We start from the raw sequence: 21,509 nt of genomic DNA on the forward strand, positions 1-21,509 counted from the left end.
GGGAGTAGACACCATGGAAGAGGCCTATCGTCAAGCGCGCAAGCGCGGCGAACAGGAACGCCGTCGCGCCATCAGCCAAAGCGAGCATCCATATCTTACGGACCTCGACAGCTTGGTCGCCCAGCTTCCCTGCGGGCAGCGCGAGAACATCGGCCTGCGGGACATTCCGCTCGAAATGGTCGTCGGCACGGTTACCAAAGGTCGCCAGTCCGCCTTTTCGTGTAACTTTATGCCGCTGCTCCCCTGGAATACCGAATTCGCCCGCAAATGGTCCAACCTCTACGATATCCAAATCTCCGAGGGCTACCGCGACCCCATCATCGTCACCGAGTTCATGCACCGCTTTTACGTCCAAGAGGGCAACAAGCGTGTCAGCGTCCTCAAATTCCTTGACGCTCCGACGGTCTCGGCCAAGGTGACGCGTCTGTACCCCGGTAAGTGGGATTCCGTCGAGAGCCGCCTGTACGGTGAGTTTTGCGCCTTTTGGTACGTATGCCCCCTGTACGAGATTGAGTTTTCGCGCGAGGGCAGCTACGAGATGCTTGCCAAAATGCTCGGCCAAGATCTTGTCGAAAAATGGCCTCAAAAGAAGGTCGACTACCTACGTCACACCTTCCTGCTCTTTAAGCGCGCCTATCTTCGCGCAGGCGGCGACCACCTGGACATTACGCCCGCCGACGCCATGCTCGTCTACCTCAACGTGTACAACCAAGACCGTCTACTGGATACGCCGACGGACATCGTCGTAAACCGCCTGTGCAAGATTTGGCGCGAGCTGGTCATTGCCGGCAAAAATGACGAGGACAAGGTCGATCTTGTCGAAGCGCCGAGCGTCGATGAGCAAGAGACACCCGCCAAGTCCACCTCCGGCGTGCTCAACTTCTTTATGGGCAAGACCGTCTATTCGGCGGCCAACCCCCTGCGCATCGCCTTTATCCATGAGTTCCCCTGTGCGACGTCGAGCTGGGACAGCCTGCACGACCAAGGACGTCAGTATCTCGATGAGCACTTTGGCGGTATCGTGCGCACCGAGGCGTTCGAGGACTGTCACGATCCGGACGTGTTCTACGCCGCCGTGGAAACGGCTGTCAAACATGGAGCAAACGTCATCTTCTCGACCTCGCACCGCCTGATGGAATACACGCTCAGGGCTGCGGTTGAGTATCCCCAGGTTCGGTTCCTTAACTGCTCTATCGGCCTTCCCCACCAAAGCGTCCGATCGTACTTTGGCAAGATGTACGAGGCCAAGTTTCTCCTGGGCGCCCTTGCCGCCAGCATGGCGGACAACCACCGCATCGGTTATCACGCGTCAGTCTTCGCCTCGGGCGCACTCAGCGAGATCAACGCCTTTGCGATTGGCGCCTCGCTGCTCGACCCCCGTGCGCAAATTATCCTGACCTGGGGCGATGTGCCCGCCGGAGGCCTTGCCGAGGCCATGTGCCGCGAAGGCGTGAGCGTCATGACCGGCGCCGATATGTCCAAGTCTCTCGAGGACCCCACCGCCTACGGGCTTCACCGTCTGGTAAACGGCAAGGAAGTTACCGGTATTGCTATGCCGGTATGGAACTGGGGCCGTTACTACGAACTCATCGTACGCAGCCTACTGCACGGCACATGGGACGAGACCGCCGATGACCAGCAGGTGCGCGCCGTCAATTACTGGTACGGTATGAGCTCCGGCGTCATCGATATTCGCTACGCTCCGGGCCTACCCTATCAGACGCGTAAACTTGTGCAGCTGCTTCGCAACGGCATTGTCGAGGGCTCCATCAACCCATTTGGCGGCGAGCTCCACAGCCAGGACGGCGTGGTTCAGATTGAGGGCTTCCCTCCCCTGCCGAGTACGCAGATTGTCGAGATGAACTGGCTGGCTGACAACGTTATAGGCTCGATTCCGCAGCTCGATAACGAGCCGGAGGTCCGTGCCCTATGAATATCCTAGCCATTGCCGATGTAGAGGAGCGCTGCCTGTGGGAATGTTTTCGCAAGGAGCGCTTTGAGGACGTTGACCTGATTCTATCCGCAGGCGACCTGGATCCGGACTATCTTGAGTTTTTGGTCACTGTCATCAACAAACCGCTTGTGTACGTTCGTGGCAACCACGACGACCGCTACGCGCGCCATGCACCGGGCGGGTGCATTTGTGTTGAGGACAGCGTATATGTGTACCGAGGTATTCGCATTGCGGGTCTGGGCGGTTCCATGCGCTACCGCGACGGCGCGAACATGTATACCGAGCGCGAGATGGCAAAACGCATGCGCAAGCTATCGCGAAAAATCGCACTGGTAGACGGATGCGATATTCTACTTACCCATGCACCCGTCGCAGGCATGGGCGACCTGGACGACCTGCCGCATCGAGGATTCGAGTGCTTTAATGCGGCTCTTGAGTCTTGGGGTCCCGACTATATGATTCACGGGCATGTGCACCAAAGCTACGGCCCCAACTTTCAACGCGAGCGCCAACACCCATGCGGAACGAAGATTGTCAACGCCTGCGGCTATACCAAGATCGAAATTGACGAGGCGCGCTACCCCACGCGCGGTTGGAAGGCCGCTTGGCTCAACTCGCAAACCATGCGCCGCGAGCTCAAACGCCACGAAGCAATCGAGTCTTCAACCGCCAGAACCCCCTGGTAACTGCCAACAACCACCACGAAGGGGATAGGCACCTTTATGGTGGTTTTGCTGACTCGTCCGACCTGTCCATCACGGTGCTTGTGTAATTAACGAGAACACTCATTGTTTTGTAAGGACGGCGCTCACGTGCCGTCTTTTTTTGTCAACTTATGCAGTCTCGACCGTGTTGTATGTAGAGGGACCTCGCGAGACGCCTTCCCTATATCCACCACGACCAATTGGAGGTGACACTATGCCTGCACGCCGTAACCGCAATAGCACGCTCCGATGCGATGCCGATCAGATCGAGCGGGAAGCAAAGCGCTTGGTCGACACGTATTCCGACCTCATCCTTCGATTGTGCTATTCGGCCCTTGGATCCGCTGACGACGCTCAAGACATCTGCCAGGACACGCTGATCAAGATTCTCCAACGCACTCAACCGTTCGACTCGCTCGAACACGAACGTGCTTGGGTGATCCGAGTCGCACTGAACGCATGTCGCGATATCGGCCGTACGCACGCGAATCACCCGGTTGTCGACCTCGATTCGCTCCCCGATTTCTGCGCACCCGTAACACATACCGAGCAAGAATTCGCGCAACGCGACTGCGCCATTCTTTCCGCTGTCACGGCCCTGCCTCAAGCACAGCGCATCGCCATCTTTTTGCACTACTACGCAGGCATGAGCATCAGGGAAATCGCAGGCGCCGTTCACGCGACGCCAGCTGCAACCGCCCAGCACCTTAGCCGCGGACGTGCGTCACTTCGGCTTTCCTTGAAAGGAGACCACAATGACTACGAATTCGAATGACTATCGCCACGCCCTGGAGCACATTTCGTTTACCGATAATGCGAAGCAGCACATGGCAAACTCGATTGCTCAGTCCGTCGCCTCGAGCGATGCGGCGACCGCTCAAAGCAACTTTAATGGCACGCGACGCAAGCCGCGCATCGCCCGCCATCCCGTAAGAACAGTCGCTCGCATTGCCGCTGTAACGGCAGTCCTCGCTATCGTCATTGGAGGCGCTGGCACGGCTATGGCAACAGGCGTCCTGCCGCTTCCTTCTGACATGCTTTCCGACATCTTTGACGGACCTGCTTCTCAAACCGAGATCATCGACCGTATTGGCCGGCCCGTCGGTGCTAGCTGCTCCAACAACGGAGTCACCGTGACCGCCGACGCCATCATGGGCGACAAGGATATGGTTACCATCGCCTATACGCTTACGTTCGACGATCCCGCTGCCCTGAAAAAGCTTTCCGAGCCGGGCGAGAACGGAACTATCGCCGGAAGTGTCGATGGAAACGTATACGTTGATGGCGAGCATGGCGGCCAAGGCCAATCATGGCTCATTGACAAGAACCCCAATGACTCCAGCATTCAATACTTTGCACAGTTCAGCGTTGAATCACCCGGCCTTATGGGCAGGACCGTCCGCACGCATATCAACTCTCTCGTTGTGCCACGTGCTGGCAAAGAGCTTCCCGAGTATAAGAAAATACTTACGGGCCCATGGGATCTTAAGTTCCAGCTGAATTACGAAGATACATCCGTTACGATTCCCGCGCCCAAATCGGTCAACTTTAACGGCACCAAGGCGACGATTCAAGAGGCCACCGTATCCTGCGTTGGCGTTTCAGTCCGCTACAACATAGATCGTTCCATCGAACACGACAACAACAGCGGCAAGATGTCTCAAAACATGGAGGAGTCTATGGATGCCGTTGGCAACATACCCCTCATCGTGACGTTCAAAGACGGTCATGTTGAGGACGCAACCAGCCACAGCGGCTATTTCGCAAATAAACTGGATAACGGCACCACTGATGTCCACAAGACCTGGCCGTTCTCGCAAGTTTGTGACACAGACAAGATTGCAAGCGTACAAATTGGCGATACGGTCATTCCCATGAATTCGTAACGCTACGCGGCTCGTATATGCACCCGGTTCCGCACTTCGCGTCTAAATATGCGCTGTCATCGAGCAGCGTGAGCGCAAGGCCGCCCGTATGGTCGGCTGGGAACACCTCGTTGCGCTAAAAACCACCACGAAGGGGACCGGCACCTTTGTGGTGGTTTTGCTGACTCGTCCGACCTGTCCCAACGGTTTGTCTCAATCTGTAACAGGTAGGGCCCAAATAATCGGTTAGCTGTTACAGATCGAGACAGACCACGGATGCTCAGCCGAAAATCTCAATCTGTAACAGGTAGGAACGATTTTGCCCCTTAGATGTTACAGATTGAGATATTTGACAGCTTGAATCGGCATCGCCTACAGCGCGGCGACGACCTTGTCGCCCATCGTCGTGGTGCCGAGGATCTTATCTGCCGGGGTGTTGACATCGGCGATGTCACGGGTGCGCCAGCCCTCGTCGAGCACGCGCGCCACGGCGCTCTCGATCCACGCGGCTTGCTCGCCCATGTCGAGCGCGTAGGTCAGCAGCATCGCCACCGACAAGATTTGAGCCAGCGGATTGGCCACGCCGAGCCCCGCGATGTCAGGAGCGCTGCCAGCGCTCGGCCCAAACAGCGATACGCCATCATCCAGCGAGGCAGAGGCAAGCATACCGAGCGATCCGGTAATCTGAGCCGCCTCATCGGACAGGATGTCGCCGAACATGTTCTCCGTCACCACGACGTCAAAGTCTGCCGGTCGACTGATGAGCTGCATGGCGGCGTTGTCGACGAGCAGGTCCTCAAGCTCCACGTCGGAGTACTCCTCGTCTTGCACGCGATGCACGATCTCGCGCCACATGCGGCTCGTCTCCAGCACGTTGCGCTTATCAACGCTCGTCACCTTGCCGCGACGTTTGCGCGCCGCCTCAAATGCCTGGCGCGCAATGCGCTCAATCTCGTACTCGCGATACTCCATCACGTCGACCGCACGCTGACCGGCCGCACCCGCAGCGCCCGCGCAGGTCACGGATGCGGGCGCCAAAGTCCCACGGCATGTTGTAGCCCATCGTATCGGGGATGTTCACGACCGTGGCACCGGCCTTTACGGCCGCCTCGATAATGCGCACCAGAAACTCCTGATCGGAGCGGCCGGCATCCTCGGCATAAAACTCAACATCGTCAACGAACTTGCGAGCATGTTTGACGGCATGGATCGCTCACTCAATTGCCCTTTCCTCAGTCATATGGAGCTTGTCGCGCAGGTGACTGGTGCTCACACCCAGCCCTGTATGGATACGGGGCCTCTGGGCCGTTTTGAGCGCCTCTGCAGCCACTTCGATATCCCTGTCGACAGCGCGCGTCAGGCCGCATACCGTGCATCGGTCGCCCGCAATCTTGCCAATCTCCTGTACGGAGCGAAAGTCACCAGGACTCGAGATGGGAAAGCCCGCCTCGATAACGTCCACGTTCATGCGCACCAGCTGGCGGGCGATGAAGAGCTTTTCCTCGGTATTCATGCTGGCGCCCGGCGACTGCTCACCGTCGCACAGGGTGGCGTCAAAGATTGTGATTTTGCGGCTTATATGTTCCTCCTGATTGACCGTTTTATGACAGATGGCTTTCAGGAGAGAGAAGGCCTAGAGATAGAAAAATACCCGTGTCGCTCATCACGCCTGAAAGCGGCAGACGATAGCGCACCCGGGTACAACAAATCGTTATAGCGAGATTACAACCCTAGCGCGCTATCCAATCTAGTAGCGCTAGGCCTAGGAGCTGTTGCGTGTTCTTAAACATGTTGGGCTCCCTTCGGCCTCGGGTAGTACTACATCGCGCTAAAGTACAACACAAGTAAAACCACCACAAGGGTGCCTGTCCCCTTCGTGGTGGTTTCGTTGACTCAAAAGCAAGAGACCCGGTCCTGCACGAGGCAGAACCGGGTCTCTTTAGCAATGCTTGCTTTGCTCAGGCAGTAACTGTTAGTTACTCAGCCAGGAAGTCGCGCTGGATAGCGGGATCGACCTTGACGCCAGGGCCCATGGTGGAAGACACGGAGATGGACTTGACGTACTTGCCCTTAGCAGAAGAGGGCTTGACGCGCAGGATCTCGGTGTACAGGGCAGCGTAGTTCTCGACGAGCTGCTGCTCAGAGAAGGACTTCTTGCCCAGGGGCACGTGGCAGATGCCGTAGCGGTCGGCGCGGTACTCAACGCGGCCAGCCTTGAGCTCGGAGACCATCTTGGCGACGTCCATGGTCACGGTGCCGAGCTTGGGGTTCGGCATGAGGCCACGGGGACCAAGGATCTTACCGATGCGGCCAACCTTGGCCATCATGTTCGGCGTAGCGATAGCGGCGTCGAAGTTGATCTCGCCCTTCTGAATCTGGGCGACAAGCTCGTCGGAACCGATGATGTCGGCGCCGGCAGCCTCAGCCTCGCGGGCCTTCTCGCCCTCGGCGAAGACGGCAACACGAACGGTCTTGCCGGTGCCGTGGGGCAGGGAGATGGAACCACGGATGTTCTGGTCAGCCTTACGAGTATCGATGCCCAGACGGAAGTGGGCCTCGACGGTCTCGTCGAACTTGGCGGTGTCGAGCTCCTTAATGAGCTTGGCAGCCTGAAGGGGGGTGTAGAGCGTGGCGCGATCGATCTTCTCGGCAGCGGCGTTATAGCTCTTACCATGCTTAGCCATGTGCATTACCTCCTGTGGTTAAACGGGCGTGAGCCCTCCCACATCGTATCGTGTGCCCTATTGCACACATTTAACGGGCGCCCAGGTCGGAGCACCCGTCGTTACCATAAGAAATCGCTACTCAGCGATGGTGACGCCCATGGAACGGGCGGTACCGGCGATGATCTTCTTGGCGGCGTCAATGTCGTTGGCATTGAGGTCCGGCATCTTGATCTCGGCGATCTTGGTGAGCTGCTCCTGGGAGAGCTGACCAACCTTGTCGGCCTGGGGCTTAGCGGAACCAGACTTGAGGTTCAGCTCCTTCTTGATGAGGTGAGCCGCCGGCGGGGTCTTGGTGATGAAGGAGAAGGACTTATCCTCGTAGACAGAGATCTCAACGGGGATGATGTCGCCCTTCTTGTCCTGCGTCTCGGCGTTAAAGGCCTGGCAGAACTGCATGATGTTCACGCCAGCAGCGCCCAGAGCGGGGCCGACGGGAGGAGCGGGGTTAGCTGCACCAGCAGGAATCTGGAGCTTAATGACGTTGGCAACCTTCTTCTCAGCCATGGTCATTCCTTTCGAATCACGAGTGTGAAGTACTTGCTATATCGTAAGCACGCACGTGTTAGAAGCACTCCTGAGATGAGCAGTCACAGAAGAAGCACGCTCGCGCGAACGGACGAAAACTTAAGCGATGACAGCGACCTGGTTAAAGTCGAGCTCGACCGGCGTCTCGCGGCCAAAGATCATCAGCGTGACCTTGAGCTTGCCAGCCTCGGTGTTAACCTCGGAGACCTTGCCATCAAAGTCGGTAAGCGGGCCATCGGTGACGCGGACGGACGTGCCGACCTGAATATCAACCGAGGTGCGCTTGGGCGAATCGCCCTTACCGGGACGACGAGTCATCTTGTTGTACTCGTCGCGGGAAAGCGGAGCGGGCTTGCCGTTGCCGCCTAGGAAACCGGTGACGCCGGGCGTGTTGCGAACACACGTCCACGCATCGTCATCCATCTCCATGCGAACCAGGACATAACCCGGAAAGATCTTGGAATCCTTGGTCTCGCGCTTGCCACCCTCTTTGATCTCGGTGACGCGCTCCATAGGAATCTCGATATCAAAGATACGGTCCTGCATGCCCATGGTCTCGATACGATGCTCGAGATCGGACTTTACGCGGTTCTCGTATCCGGAGTAAGTGTGAACGACGTACCAACGCTTAGACATGGTTTAGCCCCTCAATCCAGAGAACAGAGCAAGAGCCTCGCCAAAGCCAGCATCGAGCAGAGCGATGACGACGCCGACGACGACCAGAGAAGCGCAAACGACGACCGAGTAGTTCACGAGCTCCTTCTTATCAGGCCACGTGACACGCTTCATCTCGGACTTGACCGAAGCGAAATACTTCTTGGTGCGGGCGAAGAAACCAGGCTTCTCGTTCTTCTTGGGCTTCGCAGCCCTCTCGTTCTTCTTGGCAACGGCCTTCTTGGCCTCAACCTTGGAGTTGGCGGCAGCGTTATTGGCAGGTGCCGGCTGCTGAGCCTTCTTCTTGTTCTTCTTGTTGGCCATTTGGGTTACCTCCGCGCAATGCGCTTATACATGAGTAAACCGTAAGCCCCCAATTGGGAGCTTACGGAATAATGACTGGCACGCCAGGAAGGACTCGAACCCTCAACACTCGGTTTTGGAGACCGATGCTCTACCAATTGAACTACTGGCGTATATGACTAAAGACTAGCGAGTCTCTTTGTGCAGCGTGTGGTGACGGCACCAGGGGCAATACTTCTTGATCTCCATACGATCAGGCATGTTCGCCTTATTCTTGGTGGTCGTATAGTTGCGGCGCTTGCACTCAGTGCACGCAAGAGTAACTAGAGTACGCATGTATCCTGAACCTTTCATATCCGCCCCGTACGGGCACGAGATGGTACTTTATCAGCTCTATGTAAGTGCTGTCAATGAAAACCTCGAATCAATTGGTTCTCGCTGAATCCATTCATATTTGGAACACATCAATGAAGCCAGCGAGATCTAATCAATCCCTCGCGCTTGGCTTATGGGCGAGCTAAGCGCAATCGGCAGGGAATAAGCCCCGCGTAGAAAAGAACCCGGCACCCAAATAAGTGCCGGGTTCTCTAAGTCAGCTATATCAGAGAGCTAATTTACTCAATGATCGTGGAGACGATGCCCGAACCGACGGTGTGGCCACCCTCGCGGATAGCGAAGCGCAGGCCCTCCTCCATGGCGATCGGGTGGATGAGGTCGCCCTCGATGGTGATGTGGTCACCAGGCATAGCCATCTCGGTGCCCTCGGGGAGCTTGACCGTACCGGTAACGTCGGTGGTACGGAAGTAGAACTGAGGACGATAACCATCGAAGAACGGGGTATGACGGCCGCCCTCCTCCTTGGTCAGAACGTAGATCTCACCGGTGAACTTGGTGTGCGGGGTAACCGAACCGGGCTTGCAGAGAACCTGGCCGCGCTCGATGTCCTCGCGCTTGATGCCGCGGAGCAGCAGACCGACGTTGTCGCCAGCCTCGCAGAAGTCCATGGACTTACGGAACATCTCGATACCGGTAACGACGGTGTTCTGGGTATCCTTGATGCCGACGATCTCGACGGGCTCGTTGAGCTTGAGCTCACCGCGCTCGACACGGCCGGTAGCAACGGTACCACGGCCGGAGATGGTCATAACGTCCTCAACGGCCATCAGGAACGGGAGGTCGTTGTTACGAGCAGGCGTCGGGATGTACTCGTCGACGGCGTTCATGAGCTCGCGGATAGCGTCCATCCACTTGGCGTCGCCCTCGAGAGCGCCCAGAGCGGAACCACGGATGACGGGGATGTCGTCGCCGGGGAAATCGTACTCGGAGAGGAGCTCACGGGTCTCCATCTCGACGAGGTCGATAAGCTCGTCATCGTCGACCATGTCGCACTTGTTCAGGAAGACGACGATGTAGGGAACGCCGACCTGACGGGCGAGCAGGATGTGCTCGCGAGTCTGAGCCATGGGGCCGTCGGTAGCAGCGATGACCAGGATAGCGCCGTCCATCTGAGCAGCGCCGGAGATCATGTTCTTGACGTAGTCAGCGTGGCCCGGGCAGTCAACGTGAGCATAGTGACGGGAAGCGGTCTCGTACTCGACGTGGGAGACGGAGATCGTAATGCCGCGCTCGCGCTCCTCGGGAGCCTTGTCGATGTTCTCGAACGCAGTGAAGTCAGCCTTGCAGCCCTCGGTCTCGGAGAGAACCTTGGTGATGGCAGCGGTCAGCGTGGTCTTGCCGTGGTCGACGTGACCAATGGTGCCGATGTTAACATGCGGCTTAGTGCGCTCAAACTTCTCTTTGGCCATAAAGCCCTCCTCTTAACAGGTCGTCCCCGGACGGGACTTTGCCTTTATACCATAGTGGCCTCTCAACATACTATTGAGAAGCCACCGTGTTACCTATGGTAGCGGTGACTGGATTCGAACCAGTGACGCCACGGGTATGAACCGTGTGCTCTAACCAACTGAGCTACACCGCCGGATGGAGCCTGCAACCAGACTTGAACTGGTGACCTCTTCGTTACCAACGAAGTGCTCTACCGACTGAGCTATACAGGCACTTGACGGGTGGGAGCTATAGGATTCGAACCTATGTAGGCAGAGCCAACGGGTTTACAGCCCGTCCCCATTAACCACTCGGGCAAACTCCCAATCGTTCAAGTATCCGCAGGTCCTTTGGTCTTTTGGACCGCCGCCCCCGCGAACGAAAAAGATAATACGATGCAACCTTGGGGGCTGTCAACGAAAACCTCTAGATACACGGTTCCGGGCGTATCTATATAGCCGTGACCTGCGGTTTTGCTGAGTTTGATTATGTGGAGTGATGAATTTGGCAATGCTGGCGTCATTTCCCAAGGGCACACTTTGGCGTGATGGAGTATGTCTGCAGTCTCGACCCTCGATAACGGATCCCTTGCGCTTATTACATAGGTCGTGATCGGCCTTCACCGGCACAATTCAGCGTGGATTTTCTCCCGTTTGACATCGAGCGTGGATAATCTCCCACTTTTGGCGTGTTTCTGAGGCCAAAGTGGCAGATTATCCACGCTCATTCTCTAGGCGGGAGAACTATAGAGCCGAACTACTCGGGCCAGGCCAAAGTAGACCCATAGAGCGGCTCCCCCTTGGTGCAGGGGTAGCGACTCAAGTAACACGACGATAGCAAGTCGAAGAAATAAGTCATGGCATATTTCGAATAAACGCCGAGTCGGTCAATTCCGTTTCCCGCATTACCAAGACGATATACACGGTCAAAAGACCTCGATTTGTCATCGTTGCTAAACGCAGTAATTAGAATCTTCCTGCCCGAACGGCAATCAAGATACTCACGTGCCTGTGACGCAAATAGCCCGGAGACCGATACGAGAATTATCAATGACTGCGAAACGTCTCCCATGTTTTTCAATTCCGCGACGTTAGCCCCAGCAACTATGCGAACTATCTTGCCCGCATAAAACATTTCCTGCTGAAATCGTACGAGATTGGCGCTCACATTATTGGTGCACCAGATTTCAACGTTTTTATGGCCATCAATTTCGTCGGCAAGGTGCTTAATAGCGATATCGGACACGCCGCTTTCAACCTCAGCGAACATCTCGATCATGCGAACGTCGAGCTCTGCCCTGTACTCCTCGTAGCCAAATTCCTCCTCTCGATGGCTTAAGTCGCTTGGAAAGACTGATTGAGTAAATGATTCTTTCAAATCGCTAAGAGACTGGTAGCCCAATCGATTGCAGAAACGACGAACAGCGGAACGGGTCACGAATGCATCGCGGGTTATTGCGGCAACATTGATTTCGCTCGAACGCCTAATGTGAGCGATGAGATATCGAGCGATGGCGGCATCGTTTGACCCAAACTCGCTGTTGATGATTGAGCTAATGCGATTGAGCACATCGAAGTCATTGATATTCACGTGATCCCTCTTTCCGCTCTCCTCGAAATCATGGTTCATTTATTGAATCAAACAGCTTTGGTCGTTCTCCTATGATTCAAATCAGTTGACGTCATCTTAATCGTAATTCCGCCACACGTATCCACCGTGTTGAATGATGGAAAGGGGATTCATGGACAACGTGAACAACATGCCGTTTCTCTGGGGTTCCGCCACGGCGTCTTATCAGTGCGAGGGTGCCTGGAACGAAGACGGCAAAGGCCTTGGCGAGTGGGATTTCTTTAGCCACACAAGCAATAAGAACATCAACCATGTTGACGGTGATGTATCTTGCGACTTCTACCATCGCTATGAAGAAGATATCCGCATGATGAAAGAAGGCGGACAAAACACTTATCGCTTCTCTCTTTCATGGAGTCGAATCATCCCCACGGGTATCGGCGAAGTGAATGAAGAGGGTATCGATTTTTATAATCGGGTCATTGATTGTTGCCTCGAAAATGGCATAGAGCCCAACGTTACGCTGTTCCATTACGATCTACCATTCACGCTTGCTTGCAAAGGCGGATGGCTGAACAACGACATGGCAGAGTGGTTCTGCAAATACGCCAAGATTTGCTTTGAGCGCTTTGGAGACCGCGTCAAAATCTGGGCTACCGTTAACGAGCCGCATTTCTACAGCTACTGCGTAAACATGTTGGGCAACTATCCCCCCAATCGATCGCTCGACGTTCAGTCGTACATGCAGTTTCAGTACAACCTGATGCGCGCGAGCGCACTCGCAGTCCGAACATATCGTCAAATGGGCTACGACGGCATCATCGGCGCCGTCCACGATGGCGGCGTTGTCGAACTCGACCCGGCAACCGAGCACCCTGATGACGTATTTCGATACGCAGACTTTTTCGCCAATCGCATGATTCTGGCACCAGCGCTTCAGGGTCAACTGCCGCCAGAAATGGACGAAATCCTTGAAAAACTTGGCGTCTCGCTCTATCGATCCCCAAATGACGTAGAAGAATTCAGAGACGGTAAAGTCGATTTTATTGGACTCAACGTGTATTGCCGAGAGTATGTAACCGACTGGCACGGTGGAGAGCTTGCCGTTTCGGCGAACAATAAGGGCGGTTCGAGCAAAAAGGTCGAAGGAAAATGCATTGCGCCCTTGTTTGAAAGCGCCCGCGACAGCAATGTTCCCCGCAATAAATGGGGCCGCGAAATACTCCCAGGTTGCATGTATTCAACCATCATGGATGTCCACGAGCGCTATGACGCGCCCCGCATCTTTATTACGGAAAACGGACATGGCGCCTATGAGCAACCAGACGCAGACGGAATGATCCACGATGATGACCGCATCGAGCTTCTGGGCCAGTTCATCGAGCACATGATGAGGGCTAAGCGCGACGGCGCGCGCGTTGAGGGCTACTACCTCTGGTCGACGATGGATCTGTATAGCTGGATCAACGGCTACGAAAAACGATACGGACTTGTCCATATCGACTTCGAGAACAATCTGGAGCGCACCCCCAAAAAGAGCTGGTATTGGTACCGAGACCTTATCTCGAAGTATCAGGAGCAGGAAGGTTAGGAGAAAGAGATGAAATATCAGGCAATGTCCGAAACAGTCCTAAAGGCTGTTGGCGGCAAAGAGAACATTACATCGGTAACTCATTGTGCGACGCGCCTTCGCATCGACGCACGAGACACCTCGATCATCGATCTCCAGCTCGCCAAATCGGCCGATCAGGCGCTCGGGGCAGTAGTCAGCGGTGGCCAGCTTCAGGTGATCATCGGCCCCAACGTCACCGAGGCTTACAACGACTTCCTCGACTTCGCGGGAATCGAAGTCGGCGGTGGCACGGTTGCCGACGATGCCCAAACCGCCAAAGACCTTGCAGAAGGCATTAAAAGCGGTAACACCGCCATGGGCTTGATTGAGAAATTCGGGAACGTCTCTGCACAGGTATTCATGCCCATCGTCCCGGCGCTCATCGTTGGCGGACTCATTCTTTCGATCAAGAATCTCCTGGTCAATTATTGCGGATTGAGCACCGATAGCGGAACCGCCCAGGTCCTGTTGGCGATCTTTAGCGCTTCGTTTAGCTTCTTACCCGTTTATCTTGGTTATCAGCTCGCGGCCGTCATGAAGATGCAGCCCATCATGGGCGCATTGCTGGGCGCGATCATGATCAGCTCGTCCATTAGCGGTGCCGAGGGTCTCGACTTTCTTGGTATTCCCATCCCGACGAACGACTATTCGAGTACGGTAGTGCCCATCGTACTGGGCGTTGTATTCATGTACTTTGTCGACCGCGGCCTTCAGAAGATCATTCCCGACGTTACCAAACTGTTCTTGAAGCCGCTGCTCACCATGATCATCGTCGTGCCCGTCGAGCTTATTATCCTTGGCCCCGCCGGCAGCATGATGGGCTACGCGCTGAGCGATGCCGTCACGTGGCTTATGGACAACGTGGCATTTATCGCTACTCCGATCCTGGCAGCCCTTAACCCCTATTTCGTCATGCTCGGTCTCGATAAGGCTTACATCGCAATCGAAGTTACGAGCCTGGCGCAGCTCGGTTGGGCACCCATTATCTTTGGATTCATCTCGAACCTCTGCATTGGCGGCACGAGCCTCGCCCTGGCAACTGCCATGAAGGGAAACAAAGAGAAGAGGGGTATGGTCACCACGGTTGCCGTCACCGCACTCTGTGGCGTAACCGAGCCCGCGTTCTACGGTTGCCTCATCGAGCGTCCCCGCCTGCTTGTCGGCACGGCAATCGGCGCGCTCTGCGCTGGACTCCCTGCAGGCATCTTTGTTCTGAAAGAGTATGTTGCGGGAGCATGCCCCGGCCTTCTTTCGGCACTCATCTTTATCGCTCCCGATGGGTCCATGGGTAACTTCGTGCTGGCATGCGTTGTCGCCATCATCGCCATCGTCGTCTCCTTCATCGCTGCACGCGTGATCATCAAGAAGAACCCCAGCTATATTGAGTAGATGCCCGCTGTTTACATTGGGGACATCCTCGGCAGACCATTAGCAAGAACCCAAAAAGTTCCTTAGGAGCTCGATTAATCCATTCGGATTCCTGAGGCACAAACGACCCCGATTCCACAATGAAATCGGGGTCGTTGTTTCTAAAGCCGTCGATAGACAATCGGTGTTTACCTTAGCTCCCTATCCAAGTTAATTATCCACGCTCGTTCTCCGGTCGGGAGATTTTCTTAGCTCGCGTATCCAGAAATCCACGCTCGAGCAGGACATCCAGATCCGCGCCCGCCCTTGTCTCGATCTGTAACAGCAAGAGGCCTATTCCGCTTCTACATGTTACAGATCAAGATATTCCTAAAACACCCTAAGTTTCATCTCAATCTGTAACAGTTAGATGCCGAATATCGGTCTTGGTGTTACAGATTTAGACAAACTGGAGGACGAGACAAACCAAAAACGGGATGGGCGCTAACCCGATGGCGCACCACCTAAATAGAAACGGGCTCTGTCCCTCTTGGAGACAGAGCCCGAAACTCTCATGGAGCCAGTGACAGGAATCGAACCTGCAACCCACTGATTACAAATCAGTTGCGCTACCGTTGCGCCACACTGGCACACTTGGCGCTTTCGCGCGAAGCCAATTAAGAATAAATGAATTGCGGACGAGGCGCAACAGACCCTTCGACCGACCACATCTCAAAACTATTCGCCAGAACGAATAGTTTTATCTGTTCGCCAAAACCAAAAACTATTCGTTTTGGCGACGGCAACGGGCTGGCCAATTGGGAAACGGGTCTCTATGGATAATCCCCTACCTCCCGCGAAGGGCCTTGAGCTTGGCCAGGGCATCGGGGCTCAGGCGGCTGCCCAGGGTCATCTTGATCTGCGGGGCTTCCTCGGCCTCGTGCACGTCGTTGTCGATCTGTTTGATCTCGTCCACCAGCATGCGGCTCGAGATGCGCGTAACGCCCTTACCCATGACGACGGCCTGGATCGTGCCGTCGCTCGACACCACGGAGCACGCGCGGCCTTCCTCGCGCGCCTCGATGCAGAGCTTCTGCACCACGGTGTCGGCCGACACGCCCGTCGGCGAAAACTCGATGCGCACGCCGCGGGCGGGCAGGTTGGGGCGCTCGCTGGAGATATTGCCCGCGCCGTCAAACACGATTACGGCCTCGTAGCGGCCCTGGGCAAACGCGGCAACATCGTTGATGAGTGCCGTGCGCGCCATATCGTGAACGTCGCTGGAATACGGATCATCGGAATGGTCGTAGACGAGCTTTTCGTAGCGCGGCGTGCAGTGGATCACGTTGTAGCCGTCGACCACCAGCAGCTCGGGCTTATTGGAGTGCACCGTCGAGACCGGGTCGGCGATGGCCTGCGCAAACGCATTGCCGCCCACGCCATAGGTCGCGGCCGAAACAATCGGCTTGGCCGAGCCTTCGCCAAAGCGCTTGGCCTTGGACTTGGCGCGGTTCTTCTTGGACATGCGCTACTCCTCCCCCATGAGCTCGCCGGCATTGCGGCGCAGCCACTCAAAGCACAGCGCGGTGGTCGCCTGGGCCACGTTGAGACTCTCGGTCATGCCGCGCTGGGGAAGCTTGGTCAAAAAGTCACATTTCTCGAGCACCAGACGCGAGATGCCGTCGCCCTCGGAGCCCATGACGAGCGCCACGCGGCCCTCGAAGGGAGCATCCCAGCAGCTGCCCTCGGCATGCTCGGAAGCGCCACCCACCCAAAAGCCGGCGGCCTTGAGGTCATCGAGCGCACGGGCGATATTGGGCACCTGCGCGATAGGCAGATGCATGACGGCGCCGGCGGAGGTCTTGTAGCTGCCCACGGTCACGCCGGCGGCACGCTTGTTGGCGATGATGACGCCCGCTGCGCCCACAACCTCGGCAGAGCGCACGATGGCGCCAAAGTTACCGTCGTCGGTCACATGGTCGAGCACCACGACAAGCGCCGGGCCCTCGCCTGCGCGGTCGAGGATGTCGGCGACATCGGCGTAAGGGAAGTTGCCCACCTCGAGCGCAATGCCCTGGTGAGCGCCATGGCTCGACAGCGCATCGAGCTGCGCGCGCGGCACATACTTAATGCGGACGCCCGTGGCGTTGAGGTCATCGACCAGGCGCGACAGAGCGGCATCGCGCTCCCCGCCCTCGGCGATGAGCGCGCACTTGATGGGAAAACCGGTGCGCAGCGCCTCGGCGGCAGCACGACGACCTTCGATAAACTCGCCCTTGGGAACCTGGACAGCGTCGCGGTTACGATCGCGTTGCGGACGTGCGGCCTGGGCGCGATCGCGCTGGCCCTTGAGAGCGGCAGCGCGGTCGTTGCGGCGAATCGGACGCGAGCCAGAAGCAGTCTGCTTGCCGCCACGAGGCGCACGCTTGCGATTGTCGGCCATAAAACGGCCTCCTTTAAAAAATTTTCAAACAGGACAAAAGAAGCGACCGCTTAAGACGAATAGCTCAAGCGGTCGGTACGGGTTTTCCAAGTGCCCGAGATTGCCGTGAAAGAGGAGCGACGCGTACTTGAGTACGCGAGCGACGGTTTGAACGGCAAGGTCGGTTGCTTGGGAAACCCGCGGGGATTAGAGAGATTTAATACGGGTGCCGGCGGCGGTATCCTCAATGGTGAGGCCCAGGTCCTTGAGCTGGTCGCGGATGGCGTCGGCCAGATCCCAGTTCTTGGCGGCACGGGCCTCGGCACGGGCCTCGAGAATCTTGGCAGCGGCCTCGTCCACGTCGTCACCCGTGTAGGCGACCAGGCCGGCGGCAACGCCCAGCAGGCCCAGCGGCAACTCGACCTTGGGCTCGGGGAGCTCGACGCCAAACGTATCGAGCAGCTCGACCAGCGTATCGGCAGCAGCAAGCGCAGCGGCCTTGTCGGCAGCATCGCCCGCCTGCTCCAGGTACTGGTTGCACTCGGTCACAAAGCCAAAGACAGCACCCATGGCACCAGCGGTATTAAAGTCGTCGTCCATGCACTCCTTAAAGGTGGCACAGGTCTCGGCGGCCTTGGCGGCAAACGCCTCAGATGCTGCCTCATCGGCATCGGCCGCCGCATGGTTCGCGGCCCAGCGCAGGTTCTCGACCGTACCGGCGATACGCGTAAGCGAGTTCTCGGCACCCTCCAGGCGCTCCCAAGAAAAATCGAGCGGCGAGCGATAGCTCGTCTGCAGCATCAGCAGACGCAGAGCAGCAGCGGAGTGCTGCTCGAGGACCTCGGCCAGCGTAAAGAAGTTGCCGAGCGACTTGGACATCTTCTCGCCGTCTACCAGCAGCATGCCCGTGTGCATCCAGGTGTTGGAGAAGCCCTGGTGCCAGGCGCAGGTGGCCTGGGCGCACTCGTTCTCGTGATGCGGGAAGGCAAGGTCGGAGCCGCCGCCGTGGATGTCGATCGGGGTGCCCAGGTAGCGATGCACCATGGCGGCGCACTCGGTGTGCCAACCGGGACGGCCTTCGCCCCAGGGGCTCGGCCAGCTGGGTTCGCCGGGCTTAGCGGCCTTCCACAGGGCAAAGTCGAGCGGGTCGTTCTTGTCCTCGTTCTCCTCGATGCGCGCGCCAACCATAAGGTCGTCGATGTTGCGGCCCGAGACCTGACCATAGTTGGGATCGCTGCGCACGGCAAAGTACACATCGCCGTTATCGGCTGCGTAAGCGTGGCCCTGCTCGATAAGCGTCTTGATCATAGCGATCATGGGGCCGATCTCCTTGGTGGCGCGGGGGCGCACATCGGGATCGAGCACGTTGGCGGCGCGCATGACGCCGATGAACTTGTCGGAGAACTCCGTCGCGACCTCGGCGGCCGTACGGCCCTGCTCGTTGGCGCGCTTGATGATCTTGTCGTCGACATCGGTGAGGTTCTGGGCGAACGTGACCTCGTAACCGCTCGCGATGAGCCAGCGGCGAATCACGTCAAAGCTGATGAACGTGCGGGCGTTGCCGATATGGATGTTGTCGTAGACCGTGGGGCCGCACACGTACATGCGAACCTTGCCGGACTCGATGGGCTGGAACTCTTCCTTTTTATGGGTAGCGCTGTTGTAGATACGCATTCGTTACTCCTTAACGGTTTTCTGTAGCAGGCAGACGGCCCAGGCGCCAATTCCCTCGCCTTGGCCTTCCCAACCGAGCTTTTCGGTCGTGGTGGCGGCGACGCCCACGTTTTCCACGTCGACGCCCAGGGCATGGGCAAGGTTGGCGCGCATGGCATCGCGGTGCGGAGTGATCTTGGGTTGCTGACAGGCAATGGTGCAATCGGCATCGACAAACTCAAAGCCCAGCTCGCGCGCATAGTCCATCACGCGGGCGAGCAGCACCATCGAATCGGCACCCTCGTAGGCGGGATCGGTGTCGGGGAATAGCTTGCCGATATCTCCCCCGCGGCAGGCGCCCAGAATGGCGTCGGCCAAGGCGTGCGCGAGCACATCGGCATCCGAGTGGCCCAGCAGGCCGCGCTCGTAGGGAATGTCGACACCGCCGATGATACATCGACGCCCCTCCACCAGACGGTGAACGTCGTAGCCATGGCCAATGCGCAGGTTACTGAACATGGGGAAGGTCCTCTCCCTCGGCCATGCGGCCAAGCAGAATCGCGGTTACGGGACGCAGGTCCTCGGGTACCGTCACCTTAAGGTTATCGCGCGGGCTCTGGACACAGCGGACGCGCCCGCCCATGCGCTCGACCAGCGATGAATCGTCGGTACCGATAAAGCCCTCGGCGATAGCAGCGGCGTGAGCGCGCTTCATGGCGTCGACGCTAAAGATCTGCGGCGTCTGCGCGGCCCAGTACAGCTCGCGCGGCGGCGTCTCGACGATGTTGTCGCCATCGACGATCTTGAGCGTGTCGATCGCGGGCTGACCGCACACGATACCGTCGAGAGCACGGTCGCTCACGAGCACGTCGACCGCATGATCGATGGCCTCGGTCGTGATGAGCGGACGGGCGCCGTCGTGGATGGCGACATATTCGAAACCCGCCGGTACCGCATGCACGCCGGCACGGGTGGAGTCCTGGCGGGTGTCGCCGGCATCGGCAAAACTGATGGGCGTGTCATAGTCAAACGGGTCGATGGCCAGGCGGCGCATCTCGGCACGGCGCTCGGCAGGGCACACCACCACGATGTGGCCGACCTTGTTGCTACGATCGAACGCGCGGATGGACCAGCTCATGAGCGGACGGCCCGCCACGTTAACGAGCTGCTTGCCGCCGGGATTTCCAAAGCGCTGGCCGCTGCCGCCGGCAACGACCACGGCGCATACGGGCGCCATTATGCGTTCCCCTGTTTGGTACCCTTCATGCGGTACAGGGAGTCCGCAAGAATGGCAGGGTTGTTGACGCCAAAGTCGCCCAGGCGCTCCGGATCCTCGCTGATGTCATCCATGAGCTCCTGCAGCGAGCCGTACTCGTCGACGATCTTCTCGGCCACGCCGTCGCGCACGACGGACACGCGCGAAAGCGTGCGCAGGCCCAGCGGCGTCATGACGGAGTCCTCGTCCAGGTCGTCGTAACCCAGAACCGCCGCCACATGCTGTGGGTCGGACAGGTCCTTAGGCGTCATACGGCTCAGGTTGGCGCGGATCTTTTCGGCATTGGCCTCGGAGGAATCACTCGCATAGTCGCGAATCATCAGGTCGTACTCGGTATCCATGCTGGAGCCGGCGAGCTGCTCGAGCTGCATCTGCACGAGCTTGCCCTGGTTGCCCAGCTTGACAATGCAATCCTTAAGCTCAGTCTTTGCCTGCTGCATGATCTCGAAGCTCGAGAAAATCCCGGTGATATCGGCGAGCGTAACGTAGTCATCGAGCTCGAGGGCCGTCAGACGCAGCAGGGAGCGGTCGAGCGACTGACGGGTGGTCTGAAGCGTGGCGACGAGCTGGTTGACCGAGCTCATGATGGTGGTGACGGGCTGGATCTCATAGCTCTTGCCGTGAACGTACACGTTGACGACGGCACGACGGGCCGAGACCGAGATCACGATGGCATCGGTGAGCACCGACATGCGAGCGGCAGTGCGGTGACGCATGCCCGTCTCGCTCGTGGCAAGCGAGGGATCGGGATTGAGGTGGAAGTTGGCGCGCAGGATCTGGGTGAGGTCGCCGTCGATAACGATGGCACCGTCCATCTTGGAGAGCTCGAACAGGCGGTTCGAGGTGAACGAAATGTTGAGTGGGAAGCCGTCGTTACCGGCAGCGAGCACGTTTTCGGTGTCGCCGACGCAGATAAGGGCACCCAGGTGACCGGCGATGATCATGTCGAGGGCGGTGCGGATCGGCTGACCAGGTGCCGTCAGGCGGATGGCCTGTTCCATACGCTTTTGCAGCTCGTTCTTATCCAAGGCATCGCTCCCATCGCATACGCTCCATAAACGCTAAATAGTTTCTC

At 57.6% G+C, this 21,509-nt stretch carries 20 protein-coding genes, 5 tRNA genes and 1 pseudogene; 6 read left to right on the forward strand and 20 right to left on the reverse strand.

Features of this window, described 5'->3' with window-relative positions; genetic code table 11:
* Nucleotides 1-13: 13 nt before the first annotated feature.
* The 4 genes from DW112_RS01630 (at nucleotide 14) to DW112_RS01645 (ending at nucleotide 4,544) form a co-directional block, all read left to right on the forward strand.
* Nucleotides 14-1,933 (forward strand): BMP family ABC transporter substrate-binding protein, encoded by a 1,920-nt coding sequence (locus DW112_RS01630; RefSeq protein WP_117655045.1) that lies wholly within the window; start codon nucleotides 14-16, stop codon nucleotides 1,931-1,933.
* Complete coding sequence (locus DW112_RS01635; protein WP_117639531.1) at nucleotides 1,930-2,640, forward strand: metallophosphoesterase; 711 nt, start codon at nucleotides 1,930-1,932, stop codon at nucleotides 2,638-2,640. The genes DW112_RS01630 and DW112_RS01635 overlap by 4 nt, the downstream gene beginning before the upstream one ends.
* Nucleotides 2,641-2,872: 232 nt before the next feature.
* Nucleotides 2,873-3,433, forward strand: coding sequence for an RNA polymerase sigma factor (locus DW112_RS01640; protein WP_118328212.1), 561 nt, complete (start codon nucleotides 2,873-2,875; stop codon nucleotides 3,431-3,433).
* Nucleotides 3,414-4,544 carry a DUF4179 domain-containing protein gene (locus DW112_RS01645; RefSeq protein WP_117635373.1) on the forward strand — a complete coding sequence of 377 codons (1,131 nt, stop codon included), beginning with the start codon at nucleotides 3,414-3,416 and terminating at the stop codon, nucleotides 4,542-4,544. The genes DW112_RS01640 and DW112_RS01645 overlap by 20 nt, the downstream gene beginning before the upstream one ends.
* A 351-nt stretch (nucleotides 4,545-4,895) precedes the next feature.
* On the opposite strand, the gene DW112_RS01650 is transcribed toward DW112_RS01645, so the two are convergent.
* The 13 genes and pseudogenes from DW112_RS01650 to DW112_RS01710 all read right to left on the reverse strand — a co-directional run bounded on the left by DW112_RS01650 (nucleotide 4,896) and on the right by DW112_RS01710 (nucleotide 12,145).
* Entirely contained in the window at nucleotides 4,896-5,546 is a 651-nt protein-coding gene (locus tag DW112_RS01650; protein WP_233502585.1) for an isocitrate/isopropylmalate family dehydrogenase, read from the reverse strand.
* Nucleotides 5,470-6,036, reverse strand: a pseudogene (locus DW112_RS01655) (hypothetical protein). Before DW112_RS01655 ends, DW112_RS01650 begins: the two are co-directional and overlap by 77 nt.
* Before the next feature lie 463 nt (nucleotides 6,037-6,499).
* Complete coding sequence (gene rplA, locus DW112_RS01660; protein ID WP_089572518.1) at nucleotides 6,500-7,207, reverse strand: 50S ribosomal protein L1; 708 nt, start codon at nucleotides 7,205-7,207, stop codon at nucleotides 6,500-6,502.
* Between the two features lie 117 nt (nucleotides 7,208-7,324).
* Nucleotides 7,325-7,753: a 50S ribosomal protein L11 gene (rplK, locus tag DW112_RS01665; protein ID WP_022093893.1), complete on the reverse strand. Its 429-nt coding sequence runs from the start codon at nucleotides 7,751-7,753 to the stop codon at nucleotides 7,325-7,327.
* A 120-nt stretch (nucleotides 7,754-7,873) separates the two neighbouring features.
* Nucleotides 7,874-8,410: a transcription termination/antitermination protein NusG gene (nusG, locus tag DW112_RS01670; protein WP_006234984.1), complete on the reverse strand. Its 537-nt coding sequence runs from the start codon at nucleotides 8,408-8,410 to the stop codon at nucleotides 7,874-7,876.
* Nucleotides 8,411-8,413: 3 nt separating this feature from the next.
* On the reverse strand, nucleotides 8,414-8,752 hold the full coding sequence (gene secE, locus DW112_RS01675; protein ID WP_118328213.1) for a preprotein translocase subunit SecE: 339 nt from the start codon (nucleotides 8,750-8,752) through the stop codon (nucleotides 8,414-8,416).
* A gap of 76 nt (nucleotides 8,753-8,828) precedes the next feature.
* A tRNA-Trp gene (locus DW112_RS01680) sits at nucleotides 8,829-8,904 on the reverse strand.
* Nucleotides 8,905-8,917: 13 nt separating this feature from the next.
* The gene (rpmG, locus tag DW112_RS01685) at nucleotides 8,918-9,067 is read right to left on the reverse strand and encodes a 50S ribosomal protein L33 (RefSeq protein WP_102372646.1); all 150 of its coding nucleotides are present in this window, start codon (nucleotides 9,065-9,067) and stop codon (nucleotides 8,918-8,920) included.
* Nucleotides 9,068-9,345: 278 nt separating this feature from the next.
* Nucleotides 9,346-10,536, reverse strand: coding sequence for an elongation factor Tu (gene tuf, locus DW112_RS01690; RefSeq protein ID WP_089572520.1), 1,191 nt, complete (start codon nucleotides 10,534-10,536; stop codon nucleotides 9,346-9,348).
* 96 nt (nucleotides 10,537-10,632) lie between these two features.
* Nucleotides 10,633-10,709: transfer RNA gene (locus DW112_RS01695), tRNA-Met, on the reverse strand.
* A gap of 3 nt (nucleotides 10,710-10,712) precedes the next feature.
* Nucleotides 10,713-10,788 (reverse strand) — tRNA-Thr (locus tag DW112_RS01700).
* Nucleotides 10,789-10,798: 10 nt separating this feature from the next.
* Nucleotides 10,799-10,880: transfer RNA gene (locus tag DW112_RS01705), tRNA-Tyr, on the reverse strand.
* 431 nt (nucleotides 10,881-11,311) lie between these two features.
* Complete coding sequence (locus DW112_RS01710) at nucleotides 11,312-12,145, reverse strand: MurR/RpiR family transcriptional regulator (RefSeq protein ID WP_158550121.1); 834 nt, start codon at nucleotides 12,143-12,145, stop codon at nucleotides 11,312-11,314.
* A 151-nt stretch (nucleotides 12,146-12,296) separates the two neighbouring features.
* Between DW112_RS01710 and DW112_RS01715 the strand changes: the two genes are divergently transcribed.
* Entirely contained in the window at nucleotides 12,297-13,715 is a 1,419-nt protein-coding gene (locus tag DW112_RS01715) for a glycoside hydrolase family 1 protein (protein WP_117646059.1), read from the forward strand.
* A gap of 9 nt (nucleotides 13,716-13,724) precedes the next feature.
* Entirely contained in the window at nucleotides 13,725-15,125 is a 1,401-nt protein-coding gene (locus tag DW112_RS01720) for a PTS transporter subunit EIIC (protein ID WP_117646058.1), read from the forward strand.
* 533 nt (nucleotides 15,126-15,658) lie between these two features.
* Here DW112_RS01720 and DW112_RS01725 read toward each other — a convergent pair.
* From DW112_RS01725 to disA, 7 genes are all read right to left on the reverse strand, one after another.
* Nucleotides 15,659-15,733: transfer RNA gene (locus tag DW112_RS01725), tRNA-Thr, on the reverse strand.
* Between the two features lie 197 nt (nucleotides 15,734-15,930).
* The gene (locus DW112_RS01730) at nucleotides 15,931-16,608 is read right to left on the reverse strand and encodes an NYN domain-containing protein (protein ID WP_006234978.1); all 678 of its coding nucleotides are present in this window, start codon (nucleotides 16,606-16,608) and stop codon (nucleotides 15,931-15,933) included.
* A gap of 3 nt (nucleotides 16,609-16,611) precedes the next feature.
* Nucleotides 16,612-17,526 carry a 23S rRNA (guanosine(2251)-2'-O)-methyltransferase RlmB gene (gene rlmB, locus DW112_RS01735; RefSeq protein ID WP_118328214.1) on the reverse strand — a complete coding sequence of 305 codons (915 nt, stop codon included), beginning with the start codon at nucleotides 17,524-17,526 and terminating at the stop codon, nucleotides 16,612-16,614.
* A 186-nt stretch (nucleotides 17,527-17,712) separates the two neighbouring features.
* Nucleotides 17,713-19,179, reverse strand: coding sequence for a cysteine--tRNA ligase (gene cysS, locus DW112_RS01740; protein ID WP_118328215.1), 1,467 nt, complete (start codon nucleotides 19,177-19,179; stop codon nucleotides 17,713-17,715).
* 3 nt (nucleotides 19,180-19,182) lie between these two features.
* Nucleotides 19,183-19,677 (reverse strand): 2-C-methyl-D-erythritol 2,4-cyclodiphosphate synthase, encoded by a 495-nt coding sequence (gene ispF, locus DW112_RS01745; RefSeq protein WP_006234975.1) that lies wholly within the window; start codon nucleotides 19,675-19,677, stop codon nucleotides 19,183-19,185.
* Nucleotides 19,667-20,395, reverse strand: coding sequence for a 2-C-methyl-D-erythritol 4-phosphate cytidylyltransferase (ispD, locus tag DW112_RS01750; RefSeq protein ID WP_117799683.1), 729 nt, complete (start codon nucleotides 20,393-20,395; stop codon nucleotides 19,667-19,669). The genes ispF and ispD overlap by 11 nt, the downstream gene beginning before the upstream one ends.
* The gene (disA, locus tag DW112_RS01755; protein ID WP_089572525.1) at nucleotides 20,395-21,462 is read right to left on the reverse strand and encodes a DNA integrity scanning diadenylate cyclase DisA; all 1,068 of its coding nucleotides are present in this window, start codon (nucleotides 21,460-21,462) and stop codon (nucleotides 20,395-20,397) included. The genes ispD and disA overlap by 1 nt, the downstream gene beginning before the upstream one ends.
* Nucleotides 21,463-21,509: the final 47 nt, after the last annotated feature.

Source organism: Collinsella sp. AM09-41, assembly GCF_003473245.1.
Classification (GTDB): domain Bacteria; phylum Actinomycetota; class Coriobacteriia; order Coriobacteriales; family Coriobacteriaceae; genus Collinsella.

Coding starts and splice junctions, on each gene's coding strand:
- DW112_RS01630 (WP_117655045.1), top strand. CDS start 14: ATGGAAGAGGCCTATCGTCAAGCGCGCAAGCGCGGCGAACAGGAACGC.
- DW112_RS01635 (WP_117639531.1), top strand. CDS start 1,930: ATGAATATCCTAGCCATTGCCGATGTAGAGGAGCGCTGCCTGTGGGAA.
- DW112_RS01640 (WP_118328212.1), top strand. CDS start 2,873: ATGCCTGCACGCCGTAACCGCAATAGCACGCTCCGATGCGATGCCGAT.
- DW112_RS01645 (WP_117635373.1), top strand. CDS start 3,414: ATGACTACGAATTCGAATGACTATCGCCACGCCCTGGAGCACATTTCG.
- rplA (WP_089572518.1), bottom strand. CDS start 7,207: ATGGCTAAGCATGGTAAGAGCTATAACGCCGCTGCCGAGAAGATCGAT.
- rplK (WP_022093893.1), bottom strand. CDS start 7,753: ATGGCTGAGAAGAAGGTTGCCAACGTCATTAAGCTCCAGATTCCTGCT.
- nusG (WP_006234984.1), bottom strand. CDS start 8,410: ATGTCTAAGCGTTGGTACGTCGTTCACACTTACTCCGGATACGAGAAC.
- secE (WP_118328213.1), bottom strand. CDS start 8,752: ATGGCCAACAAGAAGAACAAGAAGAAGGCTCAGCAGCCGGCACCTGCC.
- rpmG (WP_102372646.1), bottom strand. CDS start 9,067: ATGCGTACTCTAGTTACTCTTGCGTGCACTGAGTGCAAGCGCCGCAAC.
- tuf (WP_089572520.1), bottom strand. CDS start 10,536: ATGGCCAAAGAGAAGTTTGAGCGCACTAAGCCGCATGTTAACATCGGC.
- DW112_RS01715 (WP_117646059.1), top strand. CDS start 12,297: ATGGACAACGTGAACAACATGCCGTTTCTCTGGGGTTCCGCCACGGCG.
- DW112_RS01720 (WP_117646058.1), top strand. CDS start 13,725: ATGAAATATCAGGCAATGTCCGAAACAGTCCTAAAGGCTGTTGGCGGC.
- DW112_RS01730 (WP_006234978.1), bottom strand. CDS start 16,608: ATGTCCAAGAAGAACCGCGCCAAGTCCAAGGCCAAGCGCTTTGGCGAA.
- rlmB (WP_118328214.1), bottom strand. CDS start 17,526: ATGGCCGACAATCGCAAGCGTGCGCCTCGTGGCGGCAAGCAGACTGCT.
- cysS (WP_118328215.1), bottom strand. CDS start 19,179: ATGCGTATCTACAACAGCGCTACCCATAAAAAGGAAGAGTTCCAGCCC.
- ispF (WP_006234975.1), bottom strand. CDS start 19,677: ATGTTCAGTAACCTGCGCATTGGCCATGGCTACGACGTTCACCGTCTG.
- ispD (WP_117799683.1), bottom strand. CDS start 20,395: ATGGCGCCCGTATGCGCCGTGGTCGTTGCCGGCGGCAGCGGCCAGCGC.